At 72.0% G+C, this 22962-nt stretch carries 19 protein-coding genes; 10 read left to right on the top strand and 9 right to left on the bottom strand.

What is annotated here, in order from left to right; genetic code table 11:
- Window positions 1–18: 18 nt before the first annotated feature.
- Window positions 19–1332, bottom strand: coding sequence for a helix-turn-helix domain-containing protein (locus BCL76_RS40405; protein WP_181382760.1), 1314 nt, complete (start codon window positions 1330–1332; stop codon window positions 19–21).
- 177 nt (window positions 1333–1509) lie between these two features.
- Here BCL76_RS40405 and BCL76_RS28125 point away from each other — a divergent pair, with 177 nt between their 5' ends.
- Together BCL76_RS28125 and BCL76_RS28120 are read left to right on the top strand one after the other, a co-directional pair.
- Window positions 1510–2127, top strand: coding sequence for a hypothetical protein (locus BCL76_RS28125; RefSeq protein WP_109782182.1), 618 nt, complete (start codon window positions 1510–1512; stop codon window positions 2125–2127).
- Between the two features lie 39 nt (window positions 2128–2166).
- Complete coding sequence (locus BCL76_RS28120; RefSeq protein ID WP_109782314.1) at window positions 2167–2427, top strand: DUF6343 family protein; 261 nt, start codon at window positions 2167–2169, stop codon at window positions 2425–2427.
- A 1-nt stretch (window position 2428) separates the two neighbouring features.
- Here the strand turns inward: BCL76_RS28120 and BCL76_RS28115 are convergent, their stop codons facing one another.
- The 4 genes from BCL76_RS28115 to rpsA form a co-directional block, all read right to left on the bottom strand.
- On the bottom strand, window positions 2429–2875 hold the full coding sequence (locus BCL76_RS28115; protein ID WP_109782181.1) for a tetratricopeptide repeat protein: 447 nt from the start codon (window positions 2873–2875) through the stop codon (window positions 2429–2431).
- Window positions 2876–2954: 79 nt separating this feature from the next.
- Window positions 2955–3563, bottom strand: coding sequence for a dephospho-CoA kinase (coaE, locus tag BCL76_RS28110; protein WP_109782313.1), 609 nt, complete (start codon window positions 3561–3563; stop codon window positions 2955–2957).
- Between the two features lie 31 nt (window positions 3564–3594).
- The gene (locus BCL76_RS28105) at window positions 3595–4533 is read right to left on the bottom strand and encodes a PAC2 family protein (protein WP_109782312.1); all 939 of its coding nucleotides are present in this window, start codon (window positions 4531–4533) and stop codon (window positions 3595–3597) included.
- 233 nt (window positions 4534–4766) lie between these two features.
- Window positions 4767–6278 (bottom strand): 30S ribosomal protein S1, encoded by a 1512-nt coding sequence (rpsA, locus tag BCL76_RS28100; protein WP_109782180.1) that lies wholly within the window; start codon window positions 6276–6278, stop codon window positions 4767–4769.
- Window positions 6279–6628: 350 nt separating this feature from the next.
- Between rpsA and BCL76_RS28095 the strand changes: the two genes are divergently transcribed.
- Window positions 6629–7477: a class I SAM-dependent methyltransferase gene (locus BCL76_RS28095; RefSeq protein WP_109782179.1), complete on the top strand. Its 849-nt coding sequence runs from the start codon at window positions 6629–6631 to the stop codon at window positions 7475–7477.
- A gap of 1 nt (window position 7478) precedes the next feature.
- Entirely contained in the window at window positions 7479–10121 is a 2643-nt protein-coding gene (locus BCL76_RS28090; protein ID WP_109782178.1) for an ATP-dependent RNA helicase, read from the top strand.
- On the opposite strand, the gene BCL76_RS28085 is transcribed toward BCL76_RS28090, so the two are convergent.
- From BCL76_RS28085 to BCL76_RS28075, 3 genes are all read right to left on the bottom strand, one after another.
- Window positions 10111–11103: a DUF3068 domain-containing protein gene (locus BCL76_RS28085; RefSeq protein ID WP_109782177.1), complete on the bottom strand. Its 993-nt coding sequence runs from the start codon at window positions 11101–11103 to the stop codon at window positions 10111–10113. The two genes, BCL76_RS28090 and BCL76_RS28085, sit on opposite strands and share 11 nt — an antisense overlap.
- Window positions 11104–11117: 14 nt before the next feature.
- Window positions 11118–11258 (bottom strand): SPW_0924 family protein, encoded by a 141-nt coding sequence (locus BCL76_RS28080; RefSeq protein ID WP_106971437.1) that lies wholly within the window; start codon window positions 11256–11258, stop codon window positions 11118–11120.
- A 174-nt stretch (window positions 11259–11432) separates the two neighbouring features.
- On the bottom strand, window positions 11433–12677 hold the full coding sequence (locus BCL76_RS28075) for a lytic transglycosylase domain-containing protein (protein ID WP_109782176.1): 1245 nt from the start codon (window positions 12675–12677) through the stop codon (window positions 11433–11435).
- 194 nt (window positions 12678–12871) lie between these two features.
- Here BCL76_RS28075 and BCL76_RS28070 point away from each other — a divergent pair, with 194 nt between their 5' ends.
- Window positions 12872–13732, top strand: a complete 861-nt coding sequence (locus tag BCL76_RS28070) for a DUF4184 family protein (RefSeq protein ID WP_109782175.1) — start codon at window positions 12872–12874, stop codon at window positions 13730–13732.
- 36 nt (window positions 13733–13768) lie between these two features.
- On the opposite strand, the gene polA is transcribed toward BCL76_RS28070, so the two are convergent.
- Window positions 13769–16423, bottom strand: a complete 2655-nt coding sequence (polA, locus tag BCL76_RS28065; protein ID WP_375137975.1) for a DNA polymerase I — start codon at window positions 16421–16423, stop codon at window positions 13769–13771.
- Between the two features lie 264 nt (window positions 16424–16687).
- On the opposite strand from polA, the gene BCL76_RS28060 reads away from it, so the two are divergent.
- From BCL76_RS28060 to BCL76_RS28040, 5 genes are all read left to right on the top strand, one after another.
- Window positions 16688–18958 carry an FdhF/YdeP family oxidoreductase gene (locus BCL76_RS28060; protein WP_109782173.1) on the top strand — a complete coding sequence of 757 codons (2271 nt, stop codon included), beginning with the start codon at window positions 16688–16690 and terminating at the stop codon, window positions 18956–18958.
- Window positions 18959–19012: 54 nt separating this feature from the next.
- The gene (locus BCL76_RS28055; protein WP_030762345.1) at window positions 19013–19489 is read left to right on the top strand and encodes a PaaI family thioesterase; all 477 of its coding nucleotides are present in this window, start codon (window positions 19013–19015) and stop codon (window positions 19487–19489) included.
- Between the two features lie 237 nt (window positions 19490–19726).
- A complete protein-coding gene (locus tag BCL76_RS38620) occupies window positions 19727–20140 on the top strand; it encodes a hypothetical protein (protein ID WP_146228437.1) in 414 nt (137 codons plus the stop codon).
- Between the two features lie 541 nt (window positions 20141–20681).
- The gene (locus BCL76_RS28045; protein WP_109782171.1) at window positions 20682–21917 is read left to right on the top strand and encodes a branched-chain amino acid ABC transporter substrate-binding protein; all 1236 of its coding nucleotides are present in this window, start codon (window positions 20682–20684) and stop codon (window positions 21915–21917) included.
- A 108-nt stretch (window positions 21918–22025) separates the two neighbouring features.
- Complete coding sequence (locus BCL76_RS28040; protein ID WP_030762336.1) at window positions 22026–22958, top strand: branched-chain amino acid ABC transporter permease; 933 nt, start codon at window positions 22026–22028, stop codon at window positions 22956–22958.
- Window positions 22959–22962: the final 4 nt, after the last annotated feature.

Genomic DNA, 22962 nt, shown 5'->3' with positions numbered 1-22962 from the left:
CACCCTCTGACCTGCGGTTCAGCGGGCCCAGCGGCCCTGCTCCAGCGCGTACCCGTACGCCGGCCGACCGGTGGCGGCGCTGGTGCGCAGCGGCCGTCCGCCGTCGTCGATGCGGAGGGTGCCCGACCCGGACGGGCCGGTCCACCGGAGGTCGAGGAACCAGTCGCAGTCGCAGCCCGTGGTGGCCGCCTCCACCCGCAGGACGACCGGTTCGGACGCCGAGACCCGCAGGGGGAAGGCGGGGGCGGGCAACGGGTCGCCGCCGTCGTTCCCGGCGACGGGCCGGGCCAGCGGACGCGGCGCGTCCAGATTGACGGCGAACGCGGCGGGGGTGAGCCCGCCGCCGCAGCCCTGCGACATCTGGTAGACGTTCCAGGCCGGTGGCTTGCGGCGGGCGGCCACCCGTACCTCCAGGTCCTCCAGGACCACCGCGCCCTCCCCCGTGCCGTGCAGGGTCACCTCCACGATCTGCGACCCGGCGTGCACCGCGCCCTGCGCCGCCGCCCACGCGGGCGCGTCCGCCTCCACGGGCGGCGGGGGCACCGATCCGGGAGCGCGCTCGCTCAGGTAGGCGTGATCGCAGCCCGCGGTCCACACGTGCGACCGCACCGCCGCCTTCAAGGGCACGACCGGCGCCCGACCCGGGGCCGACGCCGACGGTGACACGAAGGTCCGGCCGGGCGCCGGAGCCGTCGCCCCGGTCGGCCCCGCCGACCCGGCCGGCGGTGTCGGTTCCGGTGCGCCCGTCGCCGCGGGTGCCGAGGCGGACCCCGACCCCGGGGACACCGCAGCACTCGTCCCCGTTCCCGTACCCGTACTTCCGCCCGCGTGCGGCGCGCCCCGCTCGGGTCCGGCGGCCGCCAGCAGCGCCACGGCCACCGCCCCGGCCGTCACGCCCGCCGCGGCGACCACGGCCGCCCGCCGCCGGTACCAGGCCCCCCGGGCCACCGGCTCCGACCCGGTGTCCGGCGCCACCACCACGGTCGGCTCGGGAACCGGCTCCGGCTCCGGTACGGGCTCCGGCTCGGGCACGGGTACGGGCTCCGGCACAGGTACCGCTACAGGTACGGGCTGCGCCGCGGCTCCGGCGCGCCGCCGCGCGTCCGCCAGCAGCCACGCCCGGTGCAGGTCCAACGCCTCCCCCTGCGTCGCCCCGCAGGCCCGGGCGAAACGGTCCACCACCGCGAACTCCGCCGGCAGCGCCTCCCCGTTGCAGTACCGGTGCAGCGTCGACGTACTCGTGTGCAACCGGCGCGCCAAAGCCCCGTAACTGAGCCCGGCACGCTCCTTCAGCTCCCGCAGCAACCGTGCGAAATCCTCGGCCTCGCTCACGCACTCCCCCGTTCCGCGTCCCGCGACCGCGTTCCATGCATGAGGTGTTCCCCCAGGTGACGGTGCGTACGGCCGTTCCAGCGTCCCGGATTCGTCGCGATCCGTCGCCCGCCACGCCGTCCGGGGAACAGGCTCGTCAGGCACACACCACCACAGCACCCACGGGGAGAACCGACCATGTTCCGACGTTCCGGCACCGCCACCACGCTCACCACCGCACTCGTCGCGGCGGCGGCCGCCCTCGTCCTGACCGCCTCCACCTCCGCCGCGGCCGCCACCGCGCCCGGCTTCCTGGCCGGCGCCGACCTTCCCCCGCACCCGTCCTCGCCCTGGTACGCGGGCGCGGTCACCAAGGGGCTGCCCGAGTCCGCGCCGTTCTGCCTGGAGGGCGTGCTTCCGGCGGCGGGCAGTTGGCACCGCGTCTTCGGTACCGAGTACGACACCGGCGCCGTGCAGGTCTCCGTACGCTCCGCCTCCCCCTCCGCAGCCGCCAAGCTCGCCGGCACCCTGGAGCGGAAGGTCGCGGCCTGCGCCGCCGACTGGCTGCGCACGACCCCCGGCGGCACCGCCTCCTGGCAGGACTACGGCACGCTCCCGGTCGAGGAGGGCGCGCACGTCTACGGGGTCCACACCTCGATCCCCGAGTCCGAGCCCGGCGTGCACCTGTTCGGCATCGGGCGCGACGGCGCCACGGTGACGGTCGTGCAGTGGGGCCAGATGGGCGACCTGTCCCACGCCCCGGTCGCCGACTTCAAGAAGACGACCACCAAGGCCGTGAACAAGCTCAACCCCTGACGGCGGGGGGTGGGACCATGGACGTGAGAGGCGATGTCCATGCGTTCCGGAAATGAGCCGGTGACCGCGCGCAGTCCGCTGCGGCTGCGGTTCTGGCTGGGTGTCTGGGGGCTGGTCTGGGCTGCCGCCGGCACGGCCTTGTTCTCGCTGGTGGGCCGTCCCGGGTGGGCGGCCGCCTGCGGGGCGCTGGCGGTGGTCGTGGCCGTGGACCTGTTCATGATCGTGCGCCACATCCACCAGGGGCCGCACTACCAGCCCGGCCCGGACATCCCGCCGTACGAGCCGCCTCGCGGCCGGTGAGTCAGGCGGGGTCGGCTCCGGCCGAGCCCTCTCCCACCGGGCCGTCTCCCGCCCGGCCCTCCGCGGCCGGGCCCTCGAAGCGGGCCGCCGCCAGGTAGTCGGGCTGCGGGTCGAGAGCCGCGGCGAGGCGGAAGTGCTTGCGCGCCTGCTCGGGCCGGCCCGAGCGCTCGAACGTACGGGCCAGCGCGTAGTGCGCGAAGGCGTTGTCCGGCTCCCGCTCCAGCACCAGCTCGAACTCCAGCTCGGCCGGTCGTAGTTGCGCCGCCGCGAAGAAGGCCCGGGCACGCAGCAGCCGCGCCGCCGTGTTCTCCGGGTGGGCGGCTATGACCGAGTCGAGCAGCTTGACCGCGCCGCGCGGGTCGCGGGCGGCGAGCAGCTGCTCGGCGGCCCGGTAGTCGATGACGTGGGTTTCCGGGCTGGACGGTGTGGGGCGCGCGGTCTCGGACACGTTCGAAATCCTTCCCTCTCCGGGCGCGTTCAACGCCCCCGCCCCACCCGCTATTCCATGCACACGTCAGATGCCTACCTCAGGCGGACCCGCCCGCCGCCCGCGCCGTGAGCTCGTCCCACACCTTGCGCACCTGCGGTTCCAGGGCCTCCAGCGGCCCGTCGTTGTCGATCACGAGGGTCGCCACCGCGAGCCGCTGCTCCCGCGTGGCCTGCGCGGCCATCCGGGCCCGCGCCTCCTCCTCGGCCATCCCGCGCAGCGCGGTCAGCCGCGCCAGCTGCGTGTGCGCGGTCGCGTCCACCACGACGACCAGGTCGTAGAGCGGCGCCAGGCCGTTCTCCGTGAGCAGGGGTACGTCGTGCACCACGATCGCGTCGGCCCCCGCGGCGGCTTCCAGCTCCGCCGACCGGGCCCCCACCAGGGGGTGCACGATCGAGTTCAGCGTCCGGAGCTTCGCCGGGTCCGCGAACACGACGGACCCCAGCTTCGGCCGGTCGAGCGTGCCCTCCGCGGTCAGCACCGACTCCCCGAAGGCCGCCACGACGGCCGCGAGCCCGGGCGTACCGGGCTCCACGACCTCGCGTGCGATCCGATCGGCGTCGACGACGATCGCCCCGTACCCCGCCAGCAGTCGCGAGACCTCGCTCTTGCCGGCACCGATTCCGCCCGTCAGGCCTACTTTCAGCATGCCCCGCAGCATAGGGGGCGCCGCCCGTACGTCAGTTCTCGCCCTCGCGCTCGGCCAGGAACCGCTCGAACTCGCGGCCGATCTCGTCGGCCGACGGCAGCTCCGCCGGCTCGGCGATCATGTTCCCGCGGGTCTCGGCGCCGGCCGCCGCGTCGTACTGGTGCTCCAGCCCCTGCACCAGGGCGACCAGTTCCTCGTCGCCCTCGCGGATCTGCCGGTCGATCTCCGTCTGCGTGCGGTGCGCCTCGGTGCGCAGGGCGTGCGCCACGGCCGGCAGGACCAGCCCGGTGGCCGCGGTGATCGCCTCCAGCACCGTCAGCGCGGCGTCCGGGTACGCGGAGCGCGCGACGTAGTGCGGTACGTGCGCGGCGACGCCCAGCACGTCGTGCCCGGCCTGGGACAGGCGGAACTCCACCAGGGACTCCGCGCTGCCGGGTACCTGCGCCTCGTCGAAGGGGCTGCGGTGGCCCGGCATGAGGTCGGTGCGGTTGCCGTGCGGGGTGATGCCGACGGGGCGGGTGTGCGGGACGCCCATCGGGATGCCGTGGAAGTTGACCGAGAGCCGGACGCCGAGGCGCTCGACGATCTGCCGGACGGCGACGGAGAAACGCTCCCACTCCACGTCCGGCTCCGGGCCGGAGAGCAGCAGGAAGGGCGCTCCGGTGGCGTCCTGGACGAGCCTGACCTCCAGCCGGGGCTCCTCGAACTCCGTCCAGTGGTCACGCTGGAAGGTCAGCAGCGGGCGCCTGGCCCGGTAGTCCACCAGCCGGTCCGCGTCGAAGCGGGCGACCACCTGATGGGGCAGGGTGTCCAGGAGCCGCTCGACGATCTGCTCGCCGGCCTCACCCGCGTCGATGTACCCCTCGAAGTGGTACAGCATGACCAGCCCGGCCGAGTCCTGGGCGACCGCCAGGTCGGCCACCGCCAGGCCCTTGGCGTCCCATTCGTACAAACCCTGTGGATCAAGCACCGTCACCACTCCTCCTCGCCTCGTTCTCAGCCAAGAACGTCCAAGGCGGCCCGGCCATTCCCCAGTTGGCCGCATTCACAGGGAGCGACGCAGGAACGGGACGAAGGAACGCCGCGGATCGCCCGGAAAGGGGCGGCGGGAGAACGCGGTAAGGCCCGCCCCCCGAAGGGGACGGGCCTTACCGTTCAACGCAGTTCAGCTCGGCTCACACCGGAGTGTGATGCGCGCTGCGATCAGCTCTGGCCGCCGGCCAGCTTCTCGCGGAGCGCGGCCAGGGCCTCGTCCGACGCCAGGGCGCCGGAGGTCTCGTCCGACTCCGAGGAGTACGAACCACCCGAGATGCCCGCACCGGCGCTGCTGCCACCGGCGGCCGGGGCGGCAGCACCCTCGGCAGCGGCGGCCTCGTCGGCCTCGCGGCTCTTGATGACCTGAGCCTGGTGCTGCTCGAAGCGCTGCTGCGCCTCGGCGTACTGGGTCTCCCAGGCCTCGCGCTGCTTGTCGAAGCCCTCGAGCCAGTCGTTGGTCTCGGGGTCGAAGCCCTCGGGGTAGATGTAGTTGCCCTGGTCGTCGTAGGACGCGGCCATGCCGTACAGGGTCGGGTCGAACTCGACCGACGCCGGGTCGGCACCGAAGGACTCGTTGGCCTGCTTCAGCGACAGCGAGATCCGGCGACGCTCGAGGTCGATGTCGATGACCTTGACGAAGATCTCGTCGTTGACCTGGACGACCTGCTCCGGGATCTCCACGTGGCGCTCGGCCAGCTCGGAGATGTGGACCAGACCCTCGATGCCCTCGTCCACGCGGACGAACGCACCGAACGGAACCAGCTTGGTGACCTTACCCGGGACGACCTGACCGATCTGGTGGGTCCGGGCGAACTGCTGCCACGGGTCCTCCTGCGTCGCCTTCAGCGACAGGGAGACACGCTCGCGGTCCATGTCCACGTCGAGAACCTCGACGGTGACCTCCTGGCCGACCTCGACAACCTCGGACGGGTGGTCGATGTGCTTCCAGGACAGCTCGGAGACGTGCACGAGACCGTCGACGCCACCCAGGTCCACGAAGGCACCGAAGTTGACGATCGAGGAAACGACGCCGGAGCGGACCTGACCCTTCTGCAGGGTGGTGAGGAACGTCTGGCGAACCTCGGACTGGGTCTGCTCGAGCCAGGCGCGGCGGGACAGGACCACGTTGTTGCGGTTCTTGTCCAGCTCGATGATCTTCGCCTCGAGCTCCTTGCCCACGTAGGGCTGGAGGTCGCGGACGCGACGCATCTCGACGAGAGAGGCCGGCAGGAAGCCGCGGAGGCCGATGTCGAGGATGAGACCACCCTTGACGACCTCGATGACGGTACCGGTGACGATGCCGTCTTCTTCCTTGATCTTCTCGATGGTGCCCCAGGCACGCTCGTACTGAGCGCGCTTCTTCGAGAGGATCAGGCGGCCTTCCTTGTCCTCCTTCTGGAGAACCAGGGCCTCGATCTCGTCGCCGACCTTGACGACCTCGTTCGGGTCGACGTCGTGCTTGATCGAGAGCTCGCGGCTCGGGATGACACCTTCGGTCTTGTAACCGATGTCGAGGAGAACCTCGTCCCGGTCAACCTTGACGATGACGCCGTCGACGATGTCGCCATCGTTGAAGTACTTGATCGTCTCGTCGATCGCCGCGAGGAACGCGTCCGCGTCGCCGATGTCGTTGACCGCAACCTGCGGAGTGGTGGCGGTGGTCTCGGTGCTGCTCGTCATGTGGGAAAGGGCTCCGGTTACGGACAGAAAGTCGTAGGTACTGCTACGCCGGGAGCCCTTATCGGCATCTGCCGAAGCCGGACAGCCAAGGAGACCCCCGTTCCGCAGACGCGGAGGGGCCTCGAGAACCGAGGGGACCTCAACAAATACAAGCGCAGCCTGCTAGGTCTGAGGAGCACAGGCTCGCAGCGCAACTTGTAGCATACGGGGGCAGCCGGACAGGGTCAATGCGCGAAGGCGCACACCCCGGGCGGATCACCGCACAACCGGCACAATTCATGGGCGGGAAGGCCTTCATGGCGCTTCCTGCCACATTCCCAAGACATTCGCAGACTACGACGACGGGCCCCATGAACCAAGAGGACTACGCCTCCGAAGTAGCACACGAAGCCGATCCGGTATCCGGGGACGACCCCGAGGCCACCCGGCGTGACGCGGGGGAAGCGGAGAGCAGCCGGGCGAGCCGCAGCTGGTGGGACCGCAACGCCGACGAGTACCAGAACGACCACGGCGCCTTCCTCGGCGACGACCGCTTCGTCTGGGGCCCCGAAGGCCTGGACGAGGCGGAGGCTGCCCTCCTCGGCCCCGTCGCCTCCCTCCGGGACAAGGACATCCTGGAGATCGGCGCCGGCGCCGCCCAGTGCTCGCGCTGGCTGGCCGCCCAGGGCGCCCGCCCGGTCGCCCTCGACCTCTCCCACCGCCAGCTCCAGCACGCCCTGCGCATCGGCGACGACCTCCCGCTGGTCGAGGCGGACGCCGGACGGCTGCCCTTCCGCGCCGGCACCTTCGACCTGGCCTGCTCCGCCTACGGCGCCGTCCCCTTCGTCGCCGACCCCGCGGGCGTCATGCGCGAGGTGCACCGCGTACTGCGCCCCGGCGGCCGCTGGGTCTTCTCCGTGACCCACCCCGTCCGCTGGGCCTTTCCGGACGAGCCCGGACCCGAGGGGCTGTCCGTCTCCGCCTCCTACTTCGACCGCACCGCGTACGTGGAGCAGGACGAGCAGGGCCGCGCCCTGTACGTGGAGCACCACCGCACGATCGGCGACCGGGTGCGCGACGTGGTGGCGGGCGGCTTCCGCCTGCTGGACCTGGTCGAACCCGAGTGGCCGGAGTGGAACAGCCAGGAGTGGGGCGGCTGGTCCCCGCTGCGCGGCAACCTGATCCCGGGCACCGCGATCTTCGTCTGCGAGCGCGACTGACGTGATCCGTACCGCCGCCCTCGACGCCCTGCCCGTACGGGAGGTCGTGCCCGCGCTCGTCTCGGCGCTGGACGACCACGGCACGGCGGTGCTCTGCGCCCCGCCCGGCACCGGCAAGACCACGCTGGTGCCGCTGGTCCTGGCCGGCCTGGTGGGTGGCGGGCCGGGCGGCGGGCCACGGCGCCGGGTGGTCGTCGCGGAGCCCCGGCGGATCGCCGCCCGGGCCGCGGCGCGCCGGATGGCCTGGCTGCTGGGCGAGCAGGTCGGCGGGGCGGTGGGTTTCACCGTGCGCGGGGAGCGGGTGGTCGGCCCGGACACCGCCGTCGAGGTGGTGACCACCGGGGTGCTGCTCCAGCGCCTCCAGCGTGACCAGGAGCTGACCGGCGTGGATGTGGTGGTCCTGGACGAGTGCCACGAGCGGCACCTGGACGCCGACACGGTCGCCGCATTCCTCCTCGACGTACGCGAGACCCTGCGCCCGGAGCTCCGGCTGGTGGCGGCCTCGGCGACGACGGACTCCGCCGGCTGGGCCCACGTTCTCGGCCGGGGAAGCCTGGGCGGCGCGCCGGTGGTGGAGGCCGCGGGGGTCTCCTACCCCGTGGAGACGGTCTGGGCCCCGCCGGCCCGGCCGGTGCGGCCTCCGCACGGGATGCGGGTGGATCCGGCGCAGCTGACGCACGTGGCCTCGGTGGTGCGGCGGGCGCTGGCGGAACGCGACGGCGACGTCCTGTGCTTCCTGCCCGGCGTCGGCGAGATCGCCCGGGTCGCGGGGCAGCTGGCCGGGGTGCACGCGGAGGTGCTGCAGATACACGGCCGGGCCCCTGCCGCGGTGCAGGACGCGGCGCTCTCCGTCGCCGATCACCGCAGGGTGATCCTGTCCACCGCCGTGGCGGAGTCGAGCCTGACCGTCCCCGGGGTACGCGTGGTGGTGGACTCCGGGCTGGCCCGCGAGCCCCGCGTGGACCACGCGCGCGGGCTGGGCGCGCTGGCCACCGTACGGGCGTCCCGCGCGGCCGGACGGCAGCGGGCGGGCCGGGCCGGGCGCGAGGCACCGGGCGCGGTGTACCGCTGTTGGGCCGAGGCGGAGGACGGCCGGCTGGCCGCGTTCCCCTCGCCGGAGATCCGTATCGCCGACCTGGCGCAGTTCGCCCTGCAGGCGGCGTGCTGGGGCGACCCGGACGCGGCCGGGCTGGCCCTGCTGGACCCGCCGCCGGCCGGGGCGATGGCCGCGGCGCGGGAGGTGCTGGTGGCCGTCGGCGCGGTGTCCCCGGCCGGTGCGGTCACCGCGCGCGGGCAGCGGATGGCCCGGCTCGGGCTGCACCCGCGACTGGCCCGGGCCCTGCTCGACGGCTCGGCCGCGCTGGGTGCCCGGCGGGCGGCGGAGGTGGTGGCCCTGATCAGCGAGGAGCCGCCGCGGGAGTACGGGGACGACCTGGCCGGCGCGTGGCGACAGGCCCGCGCGGGCGGCGACGGCTACGCGGTCCGCTGGCGGGCGGAGGCCCGCCGCCTGGAGCGTGCCGTTTCCCCTCCGGGGCGCTCCGGCGAAACCGGGGCCGGGGCCGCGCCCCACACCTCCTCAGGCGCCGGCGGGGCCGAAGAATCCGCCCCGCCGGCGTTCGAGGCGTGGGGTTCGGGGCGGAGCCCCGGCGGCGGCGCCGTACCCGACGATGCCGCCGCAGGCCTGATCGCGGCCTCGGCCTTCCCCGAGCGGGTGGCGAAGACCAAGGGCTCGGGGGCCTTCCTGATGGCCAACGGCACCGCGGCCGAGCTCGGCGACGGCTCGCGGCTGCGCAGCGCGCCCTGGCTGGCGGTCGCCGTCGCCGACCGGCCCCCGCATTCCGCGTCCGCCCGGGTGCGGCTGGCCGCGCTCGTCGACGAGGACACCGCCCGCGCCGCCGCCGCGCACCTGCTCACCGCGGGGGAGGAGGTCCACTGGGAGGACGGCGACCTGGTCGCCCGCGCCGCCGAGCGCCTCGGGGCGATCGAGCTGGCCGTACGTCCGCTGCGCACCCCCGATCCCGCGCTCGTCCGGGCCGCCCTCCTCGACGGGCTCCGCACCGAGGGGCTCGGCCTGCTGCGCTGGTCCCCGGACGCGCTGACGCTCCGGGCCCGCCTCGCCTTCCTGCACCGCACGCTCGGCGGCGGCTGGCCCGACGTGGCCGACGACCTGGCCCTGCTGGAGCGCGCCGACGACTGGCTGGAGCCCGAGCTGTCGCGGGCCCGGCGCCGCGCCGACCTCGCCCGGATCGACGCCGGGCAGGCCCTGAACCGGCTGCTGCCGTGGGCCACCGGAGAGGCCGTCCGGCTGGACGAGCTGGCTCCGGAACGGTTGGAGGTGCCCAGCGGGTCCCGGATCCGGGTGGACTACTCCGCCGAGCACGGGCAGCCGGTGCTCGCGGTGAAGTTGCAGGAGCTGTTCGGGCTGGCGCGGACCCCGAAGGTGGCGGGCGTACCGGTGCTGGTGCACCTGCTGTCGCCCGCCGGCCGGCCCGCCGCCGTCACGGCGGACCTCGCCTCCTTCTGGCAGGGCGGCTACCGGGCCGTGCGCGCGGAACTGCGCGGGCGTTACCCCAAGCACCCCTGGCCGGAGGACCCGGCCACCGCCGAGCCCACCCGGCACACCAACGCCCGGCTCAGGCGCTGACCCCGTCCGCCCTCGCGGCTCCCGCCTCCCGTACGCGGCGGCCGCGCGCCTCCAGCCACAGGGCCGCTCCGAGCAGGACGAGCCCGGTGGTGGCCAGGCCGATCGGGGCGTAGGTGTGCAGCGCGAGGACCTTCGTACGGTTCGCCTTGACGAGGGCGACCGTGTGGTCGGAGTAGTCCTCGCGCATCGTGACGTGTCCGGCGAAGGCGGTGAGCTTGCCGTCGGGGCCGCCGGCCGCGATGCCGCCGCGCATCTCCTGCTGGATGTCCTGCTCGGCGTTGACGGGGGCGCCGGTCACCGGGTCGACCCAGAACCTCGCCTTGACGGTGTACCAGAGGGTGGTGCCGGTGGCCGCCTCGATCGTCGCCGGGTCGATGCCCTCGATCGGCATCTTCTTGGGCATGGCGACCTTGGTCCAGGGGACGGTCTGCTCGAAGTAGTAGACGTCCATGCCTTTGAACGTGCGCGGTCCGACGTAGTGGATCGGTGAGGCGGTGCGGGTCTGCGCGTCGAAGTACAGGTAGTCGCGCGGCTCGGTGAAGAAGGGCCACTTGAACTCGATGCCCTCGCGCTTGACGGGGTCCCCGTCGACCATCTCGCCGGTGGCGTGGACCGGGTCCTGGGTGTGCGCGTCGAAGATGTAGCGCTCGGGGATCTGGGAGACCATCTTCCCGTCCGGGCCGATGATGTAGGACAGCGTGTCCCAGACGACGACGTCCTTGCCGGCGCTCGCCTCTATCTCCTCGGACGCCTCCACGTTGCCCTTGAGGGTCTGGACGATGGTGACCTTGTCGACCTTCTTGGGCTGCATGCCGCCGGTGTAGTCGAGGAGCGTCGCGTCCTTCGCCTCCAGGACCACCTCCTGGTACTGGTTCGGCGGGATCTTGGCGAGGCGGGGGTACGCGTACCAGCGCAGCAGCGGCGCGAGGGCTGCGCAGAACACGGCTAGGGCCAGCAGGACAAGGCTCGCTCTGCGTCGCACGGCCGGGCCCTCCTCTACTTTCCGGGCGCGGGGGGCGCGGTGGTGAGCAGGGGCTTGGGTGAGGTCTCGCCTTCGGGCACCCCGAACGCCGTGATGGCGAACACGAGGGCCAGCGCGGCCGCGAGGCCGATGACGGCGGCGACGAATGCGCGCATGCCGGGGCTCCGAAATCTGATGAGGCGTCAGAGATGGGGCACCGTAGCAACGCGGAGGCGAGATGAGAACGTCCCGGGCGCACCGATCGAGGTGAAGCCACCCGCCGCGACGACGGGTGGCTTCACGGGTGTCCCTGACGGGGGTCGCTGGGACGGTGCGGGGGGGCGTGCCGGTCAGCGGGCGGACGCGGACGGTGACGCCGAGGGCGTACGGGCCGGCTTCGGGGTGGGCGTGGACGCCGGGGTACGGCTGGGCGACGCGGACGGGGTGGGAGTGGGAGTGGGAGTGGGAGCCGGCGCCGTCCGGGTGGGGGTGGGGGTGGGCGTCGGGGTCGGCGTCGGCGTGGGCGTCGGCGTGGGCGTCGGGGTCGGCGTGGGCGTCGGCGTCGGCGTCGGGTCCGGGGTCGGCGTAGGCGTAGGCGTCGGCGTCGGGTCCGGGGTCGGCGTAGGCGTCGGCGTGGGCTTCGGGTCCGGCGTCGGAGAAGGCGTGGGCGTCGGGGTCGGCGTAGGCGTCGGCTTCGGGGCGGGCTCGGGCGTACCCGTGCCCGCGCCCGGCCGGTCGGGAACCGCGTGTGTCCCCTTCAGGTAGTACGTGAACCAGGACCGCACCGTGCGCAGGTACTCCGCGGACCGGTTGTAGGACAGCACGGCCCGGTCGAGGTCCGCGTCCACCCGCAGGTCGCGGCTGCCCGCGCACAGGTACCGCCCGGCCGCGAGGGCCGCGTCGTGCACGTTGTTCGGGTTGCGCCGGCCGTCGCCGTCCGCGTCCTGGCCCCACGCCGCCCAGGTGGAGGGGATGAACTGCATCGGCCCGACCGCCCGGTCGTAGCGGGCGTCCCCGTCGTAGGCCCCGCCGTCGGTGTCGGAGATGTTCGCGAAGCCGTTGCCGTCGAGCACGGGCCCCAGGATCGGCCGCAGTGTGGTCCCGGTCGGATCGACCTGCCCGCCGCGCGCCTGTCCGGACTCCACCTTGCCGATGGCCGCGAGGAGTTGCCAGCGCAGTCCGCAGCCGGGGTCGCTCTGCCCCACGGTCTTCTCCGCGCGCAGATACGCGGCCAGCACGCTTGCCGGTATGCCCTGGGCCCCTTCCGCGGGCCCGGTCACGACCGGTGCCGCGGCGGCCGCCTCGGGGGCCGTCGGCGCCTGCGCCGGTGGCTGCGGCTGCCCCTGCTGCGACGGCGGCACCTCCGGTGGCAGCGGGCCCACCGGTGGCGGGAGTTCGGTGAGGTAGGCGGAGTCGCCGCCCGCCGTGTCCGCGACCTCCGCCGGCTGCGCGATGTTCTCCCCGGCGGCGGAGAGCCGGTCGGTGCTCCCGTCCACCGGACCCTGGGACGCGGTCACCGCCGCGACCACCAGGGTGGAGACCAGAGCGGCCGTCGTTCCCCTGCGCAACCTGCGTCCGAATATTCGAGCCGACATGGGTCGGACCCCTCCCCCTCGACGTCCGCGTGACCCTACGTCAACTCCCTTCACACAGCACGCAAGGTGGGCGGGAATTCACCGGATCCCCACGTCCCGCAGCAGCTCACGCATACTGTCGGGACCCTTCGGGAGCATTGGCCCGAAGTAAGGGACGCCCACAGGAACACGCAGGAACACGCAGAAGAGGTGCCATGCCGTTCACTCTCAGCCACGCGGCCGCCGTCCTTCCGGCCATCCGTCGGACCGGGCGTGCGCGGGGCCCCCTTGTCGCCTCGGCGCTCGTCCTCGGGTCGTTCGCACCGGACACCTTCTACTTCACGGACGCGGTCGTCGAAGGCGTGCTGACGTACGGGGCCTTCACGCACTCGCTCCTGGGCGTCTTCACGCTGGACGCCGTACTGACCGCCGTCCTGGTGGGTTTCTGGCTTCTGCTGCGCGAGCCGCTCGTCGCGCTCCTGCCGCACAACTGGCGGGGCAGGGTGCACGCCTTCGTGCGGGGCGAGGCATGGCGCGAACGTCCCCGGCCGGCCGCGCTCGTGTGCTGGTTCTACGTCTCGGCGGTCGTCGGGTCCCTCACCCACGTGGGGTGGGACAGCTTCACGCACAACGACCGCTGGGGCACGAACGCGCTGCCCGATCTCGCCCAGCCGCTCGCCTACGGCCTGCCGGGCTACTCCTTCCTCCAGTACGGCACCTCGGCCGTCGCCGCCTGCGCCCTGCTCTGGTTCACGGTGACCGCCCTGCGCCGGCTGCCGGCCCTCCCGGCCCCCGCGTCCGTGCCGATGCTCTCCCGCGGCGAACTCCTGGGAGCGCTCGCCCTGCTCGTGGTGTGCGTGGCGGCCGGGGCAACCCGGCGCGTGTTCCGCTTCTTCGACTTCTTCGACCGCATCCGTACGCCGCTCGACATCATCCCGACCATCTGTTTCGGCGCGGGCGGCGGACTGATCGTGGCGCTGCTGGTCTACGGGGCCCTCGTACGGCTGCGGCACCGCCACGACCGGACCGGGCGCCCCGCGGACGAGGAGACACGGACGCCCGTCCCCACCGCCTGAGCTGCGGGGACGGGCGCCGGGCCTGCCGTACGGGGATCAGTGCGCGGCGGACTCCCAGTCCGGGCCGACACCCACCGACACGTCCAGCGCGGCCCGGAGCTCGACGGCGGCGCCCATCTCGCGCCGCACCAGCTCCTCGACCTGCTCGCGCTCGCCGGGGGCGATCTCCAGCACGATTTCGTCGTGGACCTGGAGCAGCATCCGCGAGCGCAGGCCGGCCTCGGCGATCGCCTTGTCCACGCGCAGCATCGCGACCTTGACGATGTCGGCGGCGGTGCCCTGGATGGGGGCGTTGAGCGCCATCCGCTCGGCGGCCTCGCGGCGCTGGCGGTTGTCGCTGTTGAGGTCGGGCAGGTACCGGCGGCGCCCGAAGATCGTCGCCGTGTATCCGGTGGCGCGGGCCTCGTCGACGACCCGGCCGAGGTAGTCCCGGACCCCGCCGAACCGCTCGAAGAAGGTCTCCATCAGACCGCGCGCCTCGGCGGGCTCGATGTTCAGCTGCTGGGCGAGGCCGAACGCGGAGAGCCCGTAGGCCAGTCCGTACGACATGGCCTTGATCTTGCGGCGCATCTCGGCGTCGACCGCGGACCGCTCCACGCCGAACACCTGGGAGGCAACGGTGGTGTGCAGGTCCTCGCCGGTCGCGAAGGCCTCGATCAGGCCCTCGTCCTCGGAGAGGTGGGCCATGACGCGCAGCTCGATCTGGCTGTAGTCGGCGGTCATGAGGGACTCGAAGCCCTCGCCGACGACGAAGCCGCGGCGGATTGCGCGACCCTCGTCGGTGCGCACCGGCACGTTCTGCAGGTTGGGGTCGGTGGAGGACAGTCGGCCAGTCGCGGCGACGATCTGGCTGAAGCTGGTGTGCACCCGGCCGTCGGCGGCGATGGTCTTGACCAGGCCCTCGACGGTGACGCGCAGCTTGGCCTGCTCCCGGTGCCGGAGCATGATCACCGGGAGTTCGTGGTCGGTCTGCGTGGCCAGCCAGGCCAGCGCGTCCGCGTCCGTGGTGTAACCGGTCTTGGTCTTCTTCGTCTTCGGCAGGTCGAGCTCGCCGAAGAACACCTCCTGGAGCTGCTTGGGCGAGCCGAGGTTGAACTCGTGGCCGACGGTGGCGTGCGCCTCCTTCACGGCCTGCTGCACGGCGCCCGCGAACTGCTGCTCCATGGCCTCCAGGTGCTCGCGGTCGGCGGCGATGCCGGACCGCTCCATCCGTGCGAGGAGTTCGGAGGTGGGCAGCTCCATGTCGTGGAGCAGCTCCGCGGCTCCCACCTCGGCGAGCTTGTCCGTGAAGGCGTCGCCCAGGTCCAGGACGGCGCGGGCCTGCGCCATCAGGGCCTCGGCCTCGGCGGTCTCGTCGGCGCCGAACGCGAGCTGGCCGTCGGCGGCGGCGGGCGCCAGCTCCCGGTGCAGGTACTCCATGGACAGCGCGTCCAGCGCGAAGGACCGCCGGCCCGGCTTGACCAGGTAGGCGGCGAGCGCGGTGTCCATGGCGACACCGGCCAGGGTCCAGCCGTGCTCGGGGAAGACCCGCATCAGGCCCTTGGCGTTGTGCACGACCTTGGGCTTCGCCGCGTCGGCGGCCCAGGCCGCGAAGGCCCGCTCGTCCGCCTCGTCGAGCTCGGCGGGCGTGAACCAGGCGGCGGCGCCGCCGGCCGCGGCCAGCGCGATCTCGGTGACATTGCCCTGGCCCAGTGCCCAGCTGTCGACGGTCGCGATACCCAGCGGCCCGCCCGCGTGGCTCTCCAGCCACGGCGCCAGCTCGCCGGCGGCGAGCACCGAGGCGTCCAGTTCCACCCCGGCCGCCGGGGCCGGGGCCTCCTCCACGGCCGCGCCCGGGTCGACGGCGAGCAGCCGCTCGCGCAGCGAGGCGTTACGGATCTCCAGCACGTCCAGCACGCCGAGCATGGCGGTCCGGTCGTAGGGGACGCGGGCCAGATCGGCCGGGGCCTTGGGCAGCTCCACGTCCTTGACCATCTCGGTCAGGACCCGGTTGAGCTTGACGGCCTCCAGGTGGTCCCGGAAGTTCTGCCCGGCCTTGCCCTTGACCTCGTCGGCACGCTCCACGAGCTCCGCGAACGACCCGAACTGGGTGATCCACTTGGCCGCGGTCTTCTCACCGACGCCCGGGATGCCCGGCAGGTTGTCGGACGGGTCGCCGCGCAGCGCCGCGAAGTCCGGGTACTGCTGCGGGGTGAGCCCGTACTTCTCCTCGACCTTCTCCGGGGTGAACCGGGTGAGCTCGGAGACACCCTTGGTCGGGTAGAGCACGGTGGTGTGCGCGGAGACGAGCTGGAAGGAGTCCCGGTCACCGGTGACGATCAGCACGTCGAAGCCGGCCGCCTCGGCCTGCGTGGCCAGCGTCGCGATCACGTCGTCGGCCTCGAAGCCGTCGACCGCGAAGCGCGGCACGTGCATCGCGTCGAGCAGCTCGCCGATCAGCTCGACCTGCCCCTTGAACTCGTCGGGGGTCTTGGAACGGTTCGCCTTGTACTCGGGGAACTCCGTCGAGCGCCACGTCTTGCGGGAGACGTCGAACGCCACCGCGAAGTGCGTGGGCGCCTCGTCGCGCAGCGTGTTCGCCAGCATCGACGCGAACCCGTAGATGGCGTTCGTCGGCTGCCCCGTCGCGGTCGTGAAGTTCTCCGCGGGCAGCGCGAAGAACGCCCGGTAGGCCAGGGAGTGCCCGTCCATGAGCATCAGGCGGGGACGGTCCGCTGCGGGCGGCTGGTCGGTCTTCTTCGCTGATGAATCTGCCACGCCCCGATCCTAGGCGCCCCCACCGACAATTCCGGCCCGTCGCCTCCCCCGGCGCATCCTCCCCACCGGACGCCCCCGGCGCACCCGGCCGGGCTCGGTGAGCACCGGACCGCCCTCCCCTCGGTCCGTGGTCCGTGCAAGGATCGAAGGACGCGGCCACACGTGCTGCATACGTACGTACGCTCGAAGGGGAGCGCGATGGCGACCAAGCCGCCCACAGGCGATCCGGTACAGGACGCACCGCAGGTCACACCGCCCAAGCACGCGGCCGCCGGCCTGCCCGCGATCGGGCACACCCTGAGGATCGCCCAGCAGCAGATGGGCGTGGCCCGCACGGCCCGCACGCTCCTCAAGGTCAACCAGAAGGACGGCTTCGACTGCCCGGGCTGCGCCTGGCCCGAGGGCGACAAGCGGCACACGGCCGAATTCTGCGAGAACGGCGCCAAGGCCGTCGCGGAGGAGGCCACCCTGCGCCGGGTCACCCCCGAGTTCTTCGCCGCGCACCCGCTGCCCGATCTGGCCACGCGTTCCGGCTACTGGCTGGGCCAGCAGGGCCGCATCACCGAGCCGATGTACCTCCCCGAGGGCGGCGACCGGTACGAGCCGGTCGGCTGGGAGCGGGCCTTCGCGATCATCGCCGAGGAGCTGACCGCCCTCGACTCCCCCGACGAGGCCCTCTTCTACACCTCGGGCCGCACCAGCAACGAGGCCGCGTTCCTCTTCCAGCTCTTCGCCCGCGAGTTCGGCACCAACAACCTGCCGGACTGCTCGAACATGTGCCACGAGTCCTCGGGCTCCGCACTGACGGAGACCATCGGCATCGGCAAGGGCAGCGTCTCCCTCGAAGACCTTCACCAGGCCGACCTGATCATCGTCGCCGGGCAGAACCCGGGCACCAACCACCCGCGCATGCTCTCCGCCCTGGAGAAGGCCAAGACCGCCGGCGCGAAGATCATCTCGGTGAATCCGCTGCCCGAGGCCGGGATGGAGCGGTTCAAGAACCCCCAGACCCCCGTCGGCATGCTCAAGGGCACCGCCCTCAACGACCTCTTCCTGCAGATCCGCATCGGCGGCGACCAGGCCCTCTTCCGCCTCCTCAACAAGCTCGTCATCGAGACGGACGGCGCCACCGACGAGGCCTTCATCCGCGAGCACACCCACGGCTACGAGGAACTCGCGGCCGCCGCGAAGCAGGCCGACTGGGACGAGACCCTCACCGCGACGGGCCTGACCCGCCCCGAGATCGAGCGGGCGCTGGCCATGATCCTGGCCTCGAAGCGCACCATCATCTGCTGGGCCATGGGCCTCACCCAGCACAAGCACGCCGTCGCCACCATCCGCGAGGTCGTCAACCTCCTCCTGCTGCGCGGCGACATCGGCCGCCCCGGCGCCGGCGTCTGCCCCGTCCGCGGCCACTCCAACGTGCAGGGCGACCGCACCATGGGGATCTTCGAACGCCCCGCGCCCGCCTTCCTCGACGCCCTCGACAAGGAATTCGGCATCACCTCGCCGCGCGGGCACGGCTACGACGTGGTCCGTTCCATCCAGGCCCTGCGCGACGGCAAGGCCAAGGTCCTCTTCGCGATGGGCGGCAACTTCGTCGGCGCCACCCCCGACACCGAGGTCACCGAGGCCGCCATCCGCAAGGCCGCCCTGACCGTGCACGTCTCCACCAAGCTCAACCGCTCCCACGCGGTCACCGGCCGGCGGGCCCTGATCCTGCCCACCCTCGGCCGTACCGACAAGGACATACAGGCGAGCGGCAAGCAGTTCGTGACCGTCGAGGACTCCATGGGCATGGTCCACGCCTCCCGCGGCAACCTCCCCCCGGCCTCCCCGCACCTGCTCTCCGAGCCCGCGATCGTGGCCCGCATGGCCCGCGCGGTCCTCGGCGCGGCCTCCGCCACCCCGTGGGAGGAGTTCGAGCGCGACTACGCCTCGATCCGCGAGCGGATCTCCCGCGTGGTCCCCGGCTTCGAGGACTTCAACGCCCGCGTCGCGCGCCCGGCCGGCTTCCAGCTCCCGCACGCCCCGCGCGACGAGCGCCGCTTCCCGACGAAGACCGGCAAGGCCAATTTCACCGCCGCGCCCGTGGAGTACCCGCGCGTCCCGGCGGGCCGGCTGCTCCTGCAGACCCTGCGCAGCCACGACCAGTACAACACCACGATCTACGGCCTCGACGACCGCTACCGCGGCATCACGGGCGGCCGCCGCGTCGTCATGGTCAACCCGGCCGACGCGGCCGAGCTGGGCCTGGCCGACGGCTCGTACACGGACCTGGTGAGCGAGTGGAAGGACGGTGTGGAGCGGCGCGCGCCCGGCTTCCGCGTCGTGCACTACCCGACGGCCCGCGGCTGCGCGGCCGCGTACTACCCCGAGACCAATGTGCTGGTCCCGCTGGACTCGACGGCGGACACCAGCAACACCCCGGCCAGCAAGTCCGTCGTCGTGCGCTTCGAACCGGCCTGATAGAACGACCTCAGGACAAGATGGTTAACGATCGTTGACGAACGGAGCCTGACCATGGGCGAGCAGCACGCAGTGAAGTTCCCGCAGGAGGTCCTCGACGAGTACGCGGCCCTGGGCATCGACCTGCCCTCGCTGTTCTCGGCGGGACACCTCGGCGAGCGGATGGACATCCGCATCCTGGAGGCCTCGGCCGACCGTGTCGTCGGCACCATGCCCGTCGAGGGCAACACCCAGCCGTACGGGCTCCTGCACGGCGGGGCCTCCGCCGTGCTGGCCGAGACCCTCGGCTCGGTCGGCGCCATGATGCACGGTGGCATCACCAAGATCGCCGTCGGCGTGGACCTGAACTGCACCCACCACCGGGGCGCCCGCTCCGGCATCGTCACCGGCGTCGCCACCCCGGTCCACCGCGGCCGCTCGACGACCACCTTCGAGATCGTCATCACCGACGAGCAGGACAAGCGGATCTGCACCGCCCGCCTGACCTGCCTGCTGCGCGACGCCGACCAGGCCGCCGCCGCGGGAGCCTGACCGAAGGCCGCCGACCGCGTGGCCGCACCACCGCCCGGCCGCACCACCGCACCACCCGACAGGCCCGGACCCCGCCCGCACGGCGGCGGATCCGGGCCTGCGCGCGCTCCCGGACGGCGCCGTGCCCGCCAACCACGCCCGCCAACCACGCCTGCCAACCGCCCGGAATCCGCCAGTCCGCACGCTTCGAGGCGACATCTGTTGTGTGACCGATGGTCACCGCCTACCGTCCCCCTCATGGGGACCATGCCACGAACGGCCCGGTACGCCGCCCACACCCTTCTCGCGGCGCTCGCCCTGACCGGATGCTCATCCTCCGCGCCACCCCCCGCGGCGGGCTCCGCGAGCCCCTCCGCCGGCCCCGCCACGCCCGCCCCGCCCTCGCCCGTACAGGTGTGCACGAGCCTCGTGTCCTACTGGGCGAAAGAGACCCTTCTGGGCACCACGTGGTCGGGTCTCGACTGGGAGCAGAAGGGCCTGTCCAACGCCCAGTACGCGATTCACGAGGACGCCGTCGCCGCAGGTCGCGCCGAGGAACGAACTACCGGACGGGACAAGGCACTTGAGCTGATCGACCGGTTCGTGGCGCAGCGCTGCGCCGACGAGGGCGGCGCGACGACGAGTTCGGAGAACTGGCGTCCCCCGACGTGACCGAGGTCACCGCATTCCCGAATGCGGTGTCCGGCTTCCGGGCAGATACCCCCGTGCGACCGAACCGCAGGTCGGGGGCCATGCCGCCGCTCGGACAAGATCCATTCGATTGCGAAAGTGACCTCTTGACCGTCACTCTGCGTAATGCACATGAGGGCCGGAATCCGCCTTTTCCCTTAAGAAAGACCACTCGGAGGATTCCTTTGGCCACGCGCAGCCACATTCGGCCGAAAATGATCTAAGACAGGTGCATGAGGGCCTCAAGCCCCTTAGGAGAACAGGTATTTCTCAGGATGCGGACACCCGCCAAAGTAAGAAAACGTCCGTTTTGTCCACACTCCCGCTACACATTCTTGGCCTTGGCATAACAAGAGCGTCACATCCTCCTTTCCCTGCTCCCCGTGCTCGCCACCTCGGGCCTAGAGTCACGGCCAGTCACCGCGCCGCAGGGCGCAATCAGCACGGCCGTGGACCTCCCAGTGCGGCCCGGCGACCTAACGGCACCTCTCACGAGAGAGCCGCGCCAGGGAAAGGAAGAATCGTGCGACACCGTTCTTTGCTCGTCCTCACCACCGTGATCACCACGGGAGCACTGACCCTCACCGCTTGCGGATCGCGCGACGGCGGAGACTCCAAGGACAACGGCGGCGGCAAGAAGACCACCGTCGTCATCGGTGTGGACGCCCCGCTCACGGGCTCGCTCTCCGCGCTCGGCCAGGGCATCAAGAACTCCGTCGACCTCGCGGCCAAGACGGCCAACAAGAACAACGAGGTCCCGGGCATCGAGTTCAAGGTCGAGGCCCTCGACGACCAGGCCGTCCCCGCCTCCGGCCAGGCCAACGCCACCAAGCTCGTCGGCAACAAGGACGTCCTCGGCGTCGTCGGCCCGCTGAACTCCGGCGTCGCCCAGCAGATGCAGGGCGTCTTCGCCTCCGCCAACCTGGCGCAGGTCTCCCCCGCCAACACCAACCCCGCGCTCAGCCAGGGCGACAACTGGGGCAAGGGCGAGTTCAAGCGCGGCTTCAAGACCTACTTCCGCACCGCCGCCACCGACGTGGTCCAGGGCAAGTTCGCCGCCCAGTACCTCTTCAAGGACGCCGGCAAGAAGAAGGTCTTCATCGTCGACGACAAGCAGACCTACGGCGCCGGCCTCGCCGCGATCTTCGCCGAGGAGTTCAAGAAGCTCGGCGGCGAGGTCGTCGGCACCGACCACGTCACCGTGAAGGAGACCGACTTCTCCTCCACCGCCGACAAGGTCAAGACCTCCGGCGCCGACTCCGTCTACTTCGGCGGCCAGTACCCCGAGGGCGGCCTGCTCGCCGACCAGATCAAGAAGACCGGCGCCAACGTCCCCCTCATGGGCGGCGACGGCATCCAGGACCCGGCCTTCATCAGCGCCTCCGGTGAGGCCAACGAGGGCGACCTCGCCACCTCCATCGGCTACCCCGTCGAGAAGCTCGACACCGCCAAGAAGTTCATCGAGGACTACAAGGCCGAGGGTTACAAGGACCCGTACGCCGCCTACGGTGGCTACTCCTACGACGCCGGCTGGGCCGTCATCCAGGCCGTCAAGGCCGCCGTCGCCGCCAACAGCGGCAAGCTGCCCACCGACGCCCGCGCCAAGGTCGTCGAGGCGCTCGGCAAGGTCTCCTTCGAAGGCGTGACCGGCAAGGTCGCCTTCGACGAGTACGGCGACACCACCAACAAGCAGCTCACCGTCTACAAGGTCGAGGGCGGCAAGTGGGTCGACGTCAAGAGCGACACCTTCAACCAGTAAGCCCGTAGTCCCCAGCACCACCCGCACCACCTGAACCAACGCCGCGCGAGGGCGCAAACAGTGCCCTCGCGCGGAGTCTTATCCGACACGCTCATCGGAGGCCCTGCGGTGCACGAACTGCCGCAACAGCTGGCCAACGGCCTGGCCCTCGGTGCTCTCTATGGTCTCATCGCCATCGGGTACACCATGGTCTACGGCATCGTCCAGCTCATCAACTTCGCCCACGGCGAGATCTTCATGATCGGCGGCTTCGGCGCGCTCAGCGCCTACGCCATCCTCCCGACCGGCACCTCCCTGCTGATCGCGATACCCGTCATGATCGTCGGAGGTGCCGCCACCTCCGTCGCCGTGGCCTGCGCAGCCGAACGCTTCGCCTACCGCCCACTGCGCAGCGCCCCCCGGCTCGCACCCCTCATCACCGCAATCGGCCTCTCGATCGCGCTCCAGCAGCTCGTCTGGCAGTTCTACCCGGACGCCAAGAAGGCCGTCAGCTTCCCTGAGTTCAAGGGAGCCGCCTTCAAGATCACCGACAGCCTGGCGATCCAGCGCGCGGACCTCTTCGTCCTCATCCTCGCCCCGCTCTGCATGCTCGCCCTCGGCATCTTCGTCCAGAAGAGCCGCAGCGGCCGCGCCATGCAGGCCACCGCGCAGGACCCCGACACCGCGAAGCTGATGGGCATCAACACCGACCGCATCATCGTCATGGCCTTCGCCATCGGTGCCGCGTTCGCCGCCGTCGCCGCTGTCGCCTACGGCCTCGACAAGGGCCAGATCAACTTCGAGATGGGCTTCATCCTCGGCCTCAAGGCCTTCACCGCGGCCGTCCTCGGCGGCATCGGCAACATCTACGGAGCCATGGTCGGCGGCGTCGTCCTCGGACTCGCCGAAGCCCTCTCGATCGCCTACATCGAAGACATCCCCGGCATGTCGCAGCTCGGCGGTGGCGCCTGGTCCAACGTCTGGGCCTTCGTACTCCTCATCGTCGTCCTCCTCGTGCGGCCACAAGGCCTGCTCGGTGAGCGCGTCGCGGATCGGGCGTGAGAAC

The organism is Streptomyces sp. CG 926 (assembly GCF_003148825.1).
In the GTDB taxonomy this organism is placed as follows: Bacteria; Actinomycetota; Actinomycetes; order Streptomycetales; family Streptomycetaceae; genus Streptomyces.
Note: the sequence above shows the minus strand (reverse complement) of the source record. Positions and strands in the feature narration are given on the sequence as shown.

Coding starts and splice junctions, on each gene's coding strand:
- BCL76_RS28125 (WP_109782182.1), top strand. CDS start 1,510: ATGTTCCGACGTTCCGGCACCGCCACCACGCTCACCACCGCACTCGTC.
- BCL76_RS28120 (WP_109782314.1), top strand. CDS start 2,167: ATGCGTTCCGGAAATGAGCCGGTGACCGCGCGCAGTCCGCTGCGGCTG.
- coaE (WP_109782313.1), bottom strand. CDS start 3,563: ATGCTGAAAGTAGGCCTGACGGGCGGAATCGGTGCCGGCAAGAGCGAG.
- rpsA (WP_109782180.1), bottom strand. CDS start 6,278: ATGACGAGCAGCACCGAGACCACCGCCACCACTCCGCAGGTTGCGGTC.
- BCL76_RS28095 (WP_109782179.1), top strand. CDS start 6,629: ATGAACCAAGAGGACTACGCCTCCGAAGTAGCACACGAAGCCGATCCG.
- BCL76_RS28080 (WP_106971437.1), bottom strand. CDS start 11,258: ATGCGCGCATTCGTCGCCGCCGTCATCGGCCTCGCGGCCGCGCTGGCC.
- BCL76_RS28075 (WP_109782176.1), bottom strand. CDS start 12,677: ATGTCGGCTCGAATATTCGGACGCAGGTTGCGCAGGGGAACGACGGCC.
- BCL76_RS28070 (WP_109782175.1), top strand. CDS start 12,872: ATGCCGTTCACTCTCAGCCACGCGGCCGCCGTCCTTCCGGCCATCCGT.
- polA (WP_375137975.1), bottom strand. CDS start 16,423: ATGGACGGGCACTCCCTGGCCTACCGGGCGTTCTTCGCGCTGCCCGCG.
- BCL76_RS28060 (WP_109782173.1), top strand. CDS start 16,688: ATGGCGACCAAGCCGCCCACAGGCGATCCGGTACAGGACGCACCGCAG.
- BCL76_RS28055 (WP_030762345.1), top strand. CDS start 19,013: ATGGGCGAGCAGCACGCAGTGAAGTTCCCGCAGGAGGTCCTCGACGAG.
- BCL76_RS38620 (WP_146228437.1), top strand. CDS start 19,727: ATGGGGACCATGCCACGAACGGCCCGGTACGCCGCCCACACCCTTCTC.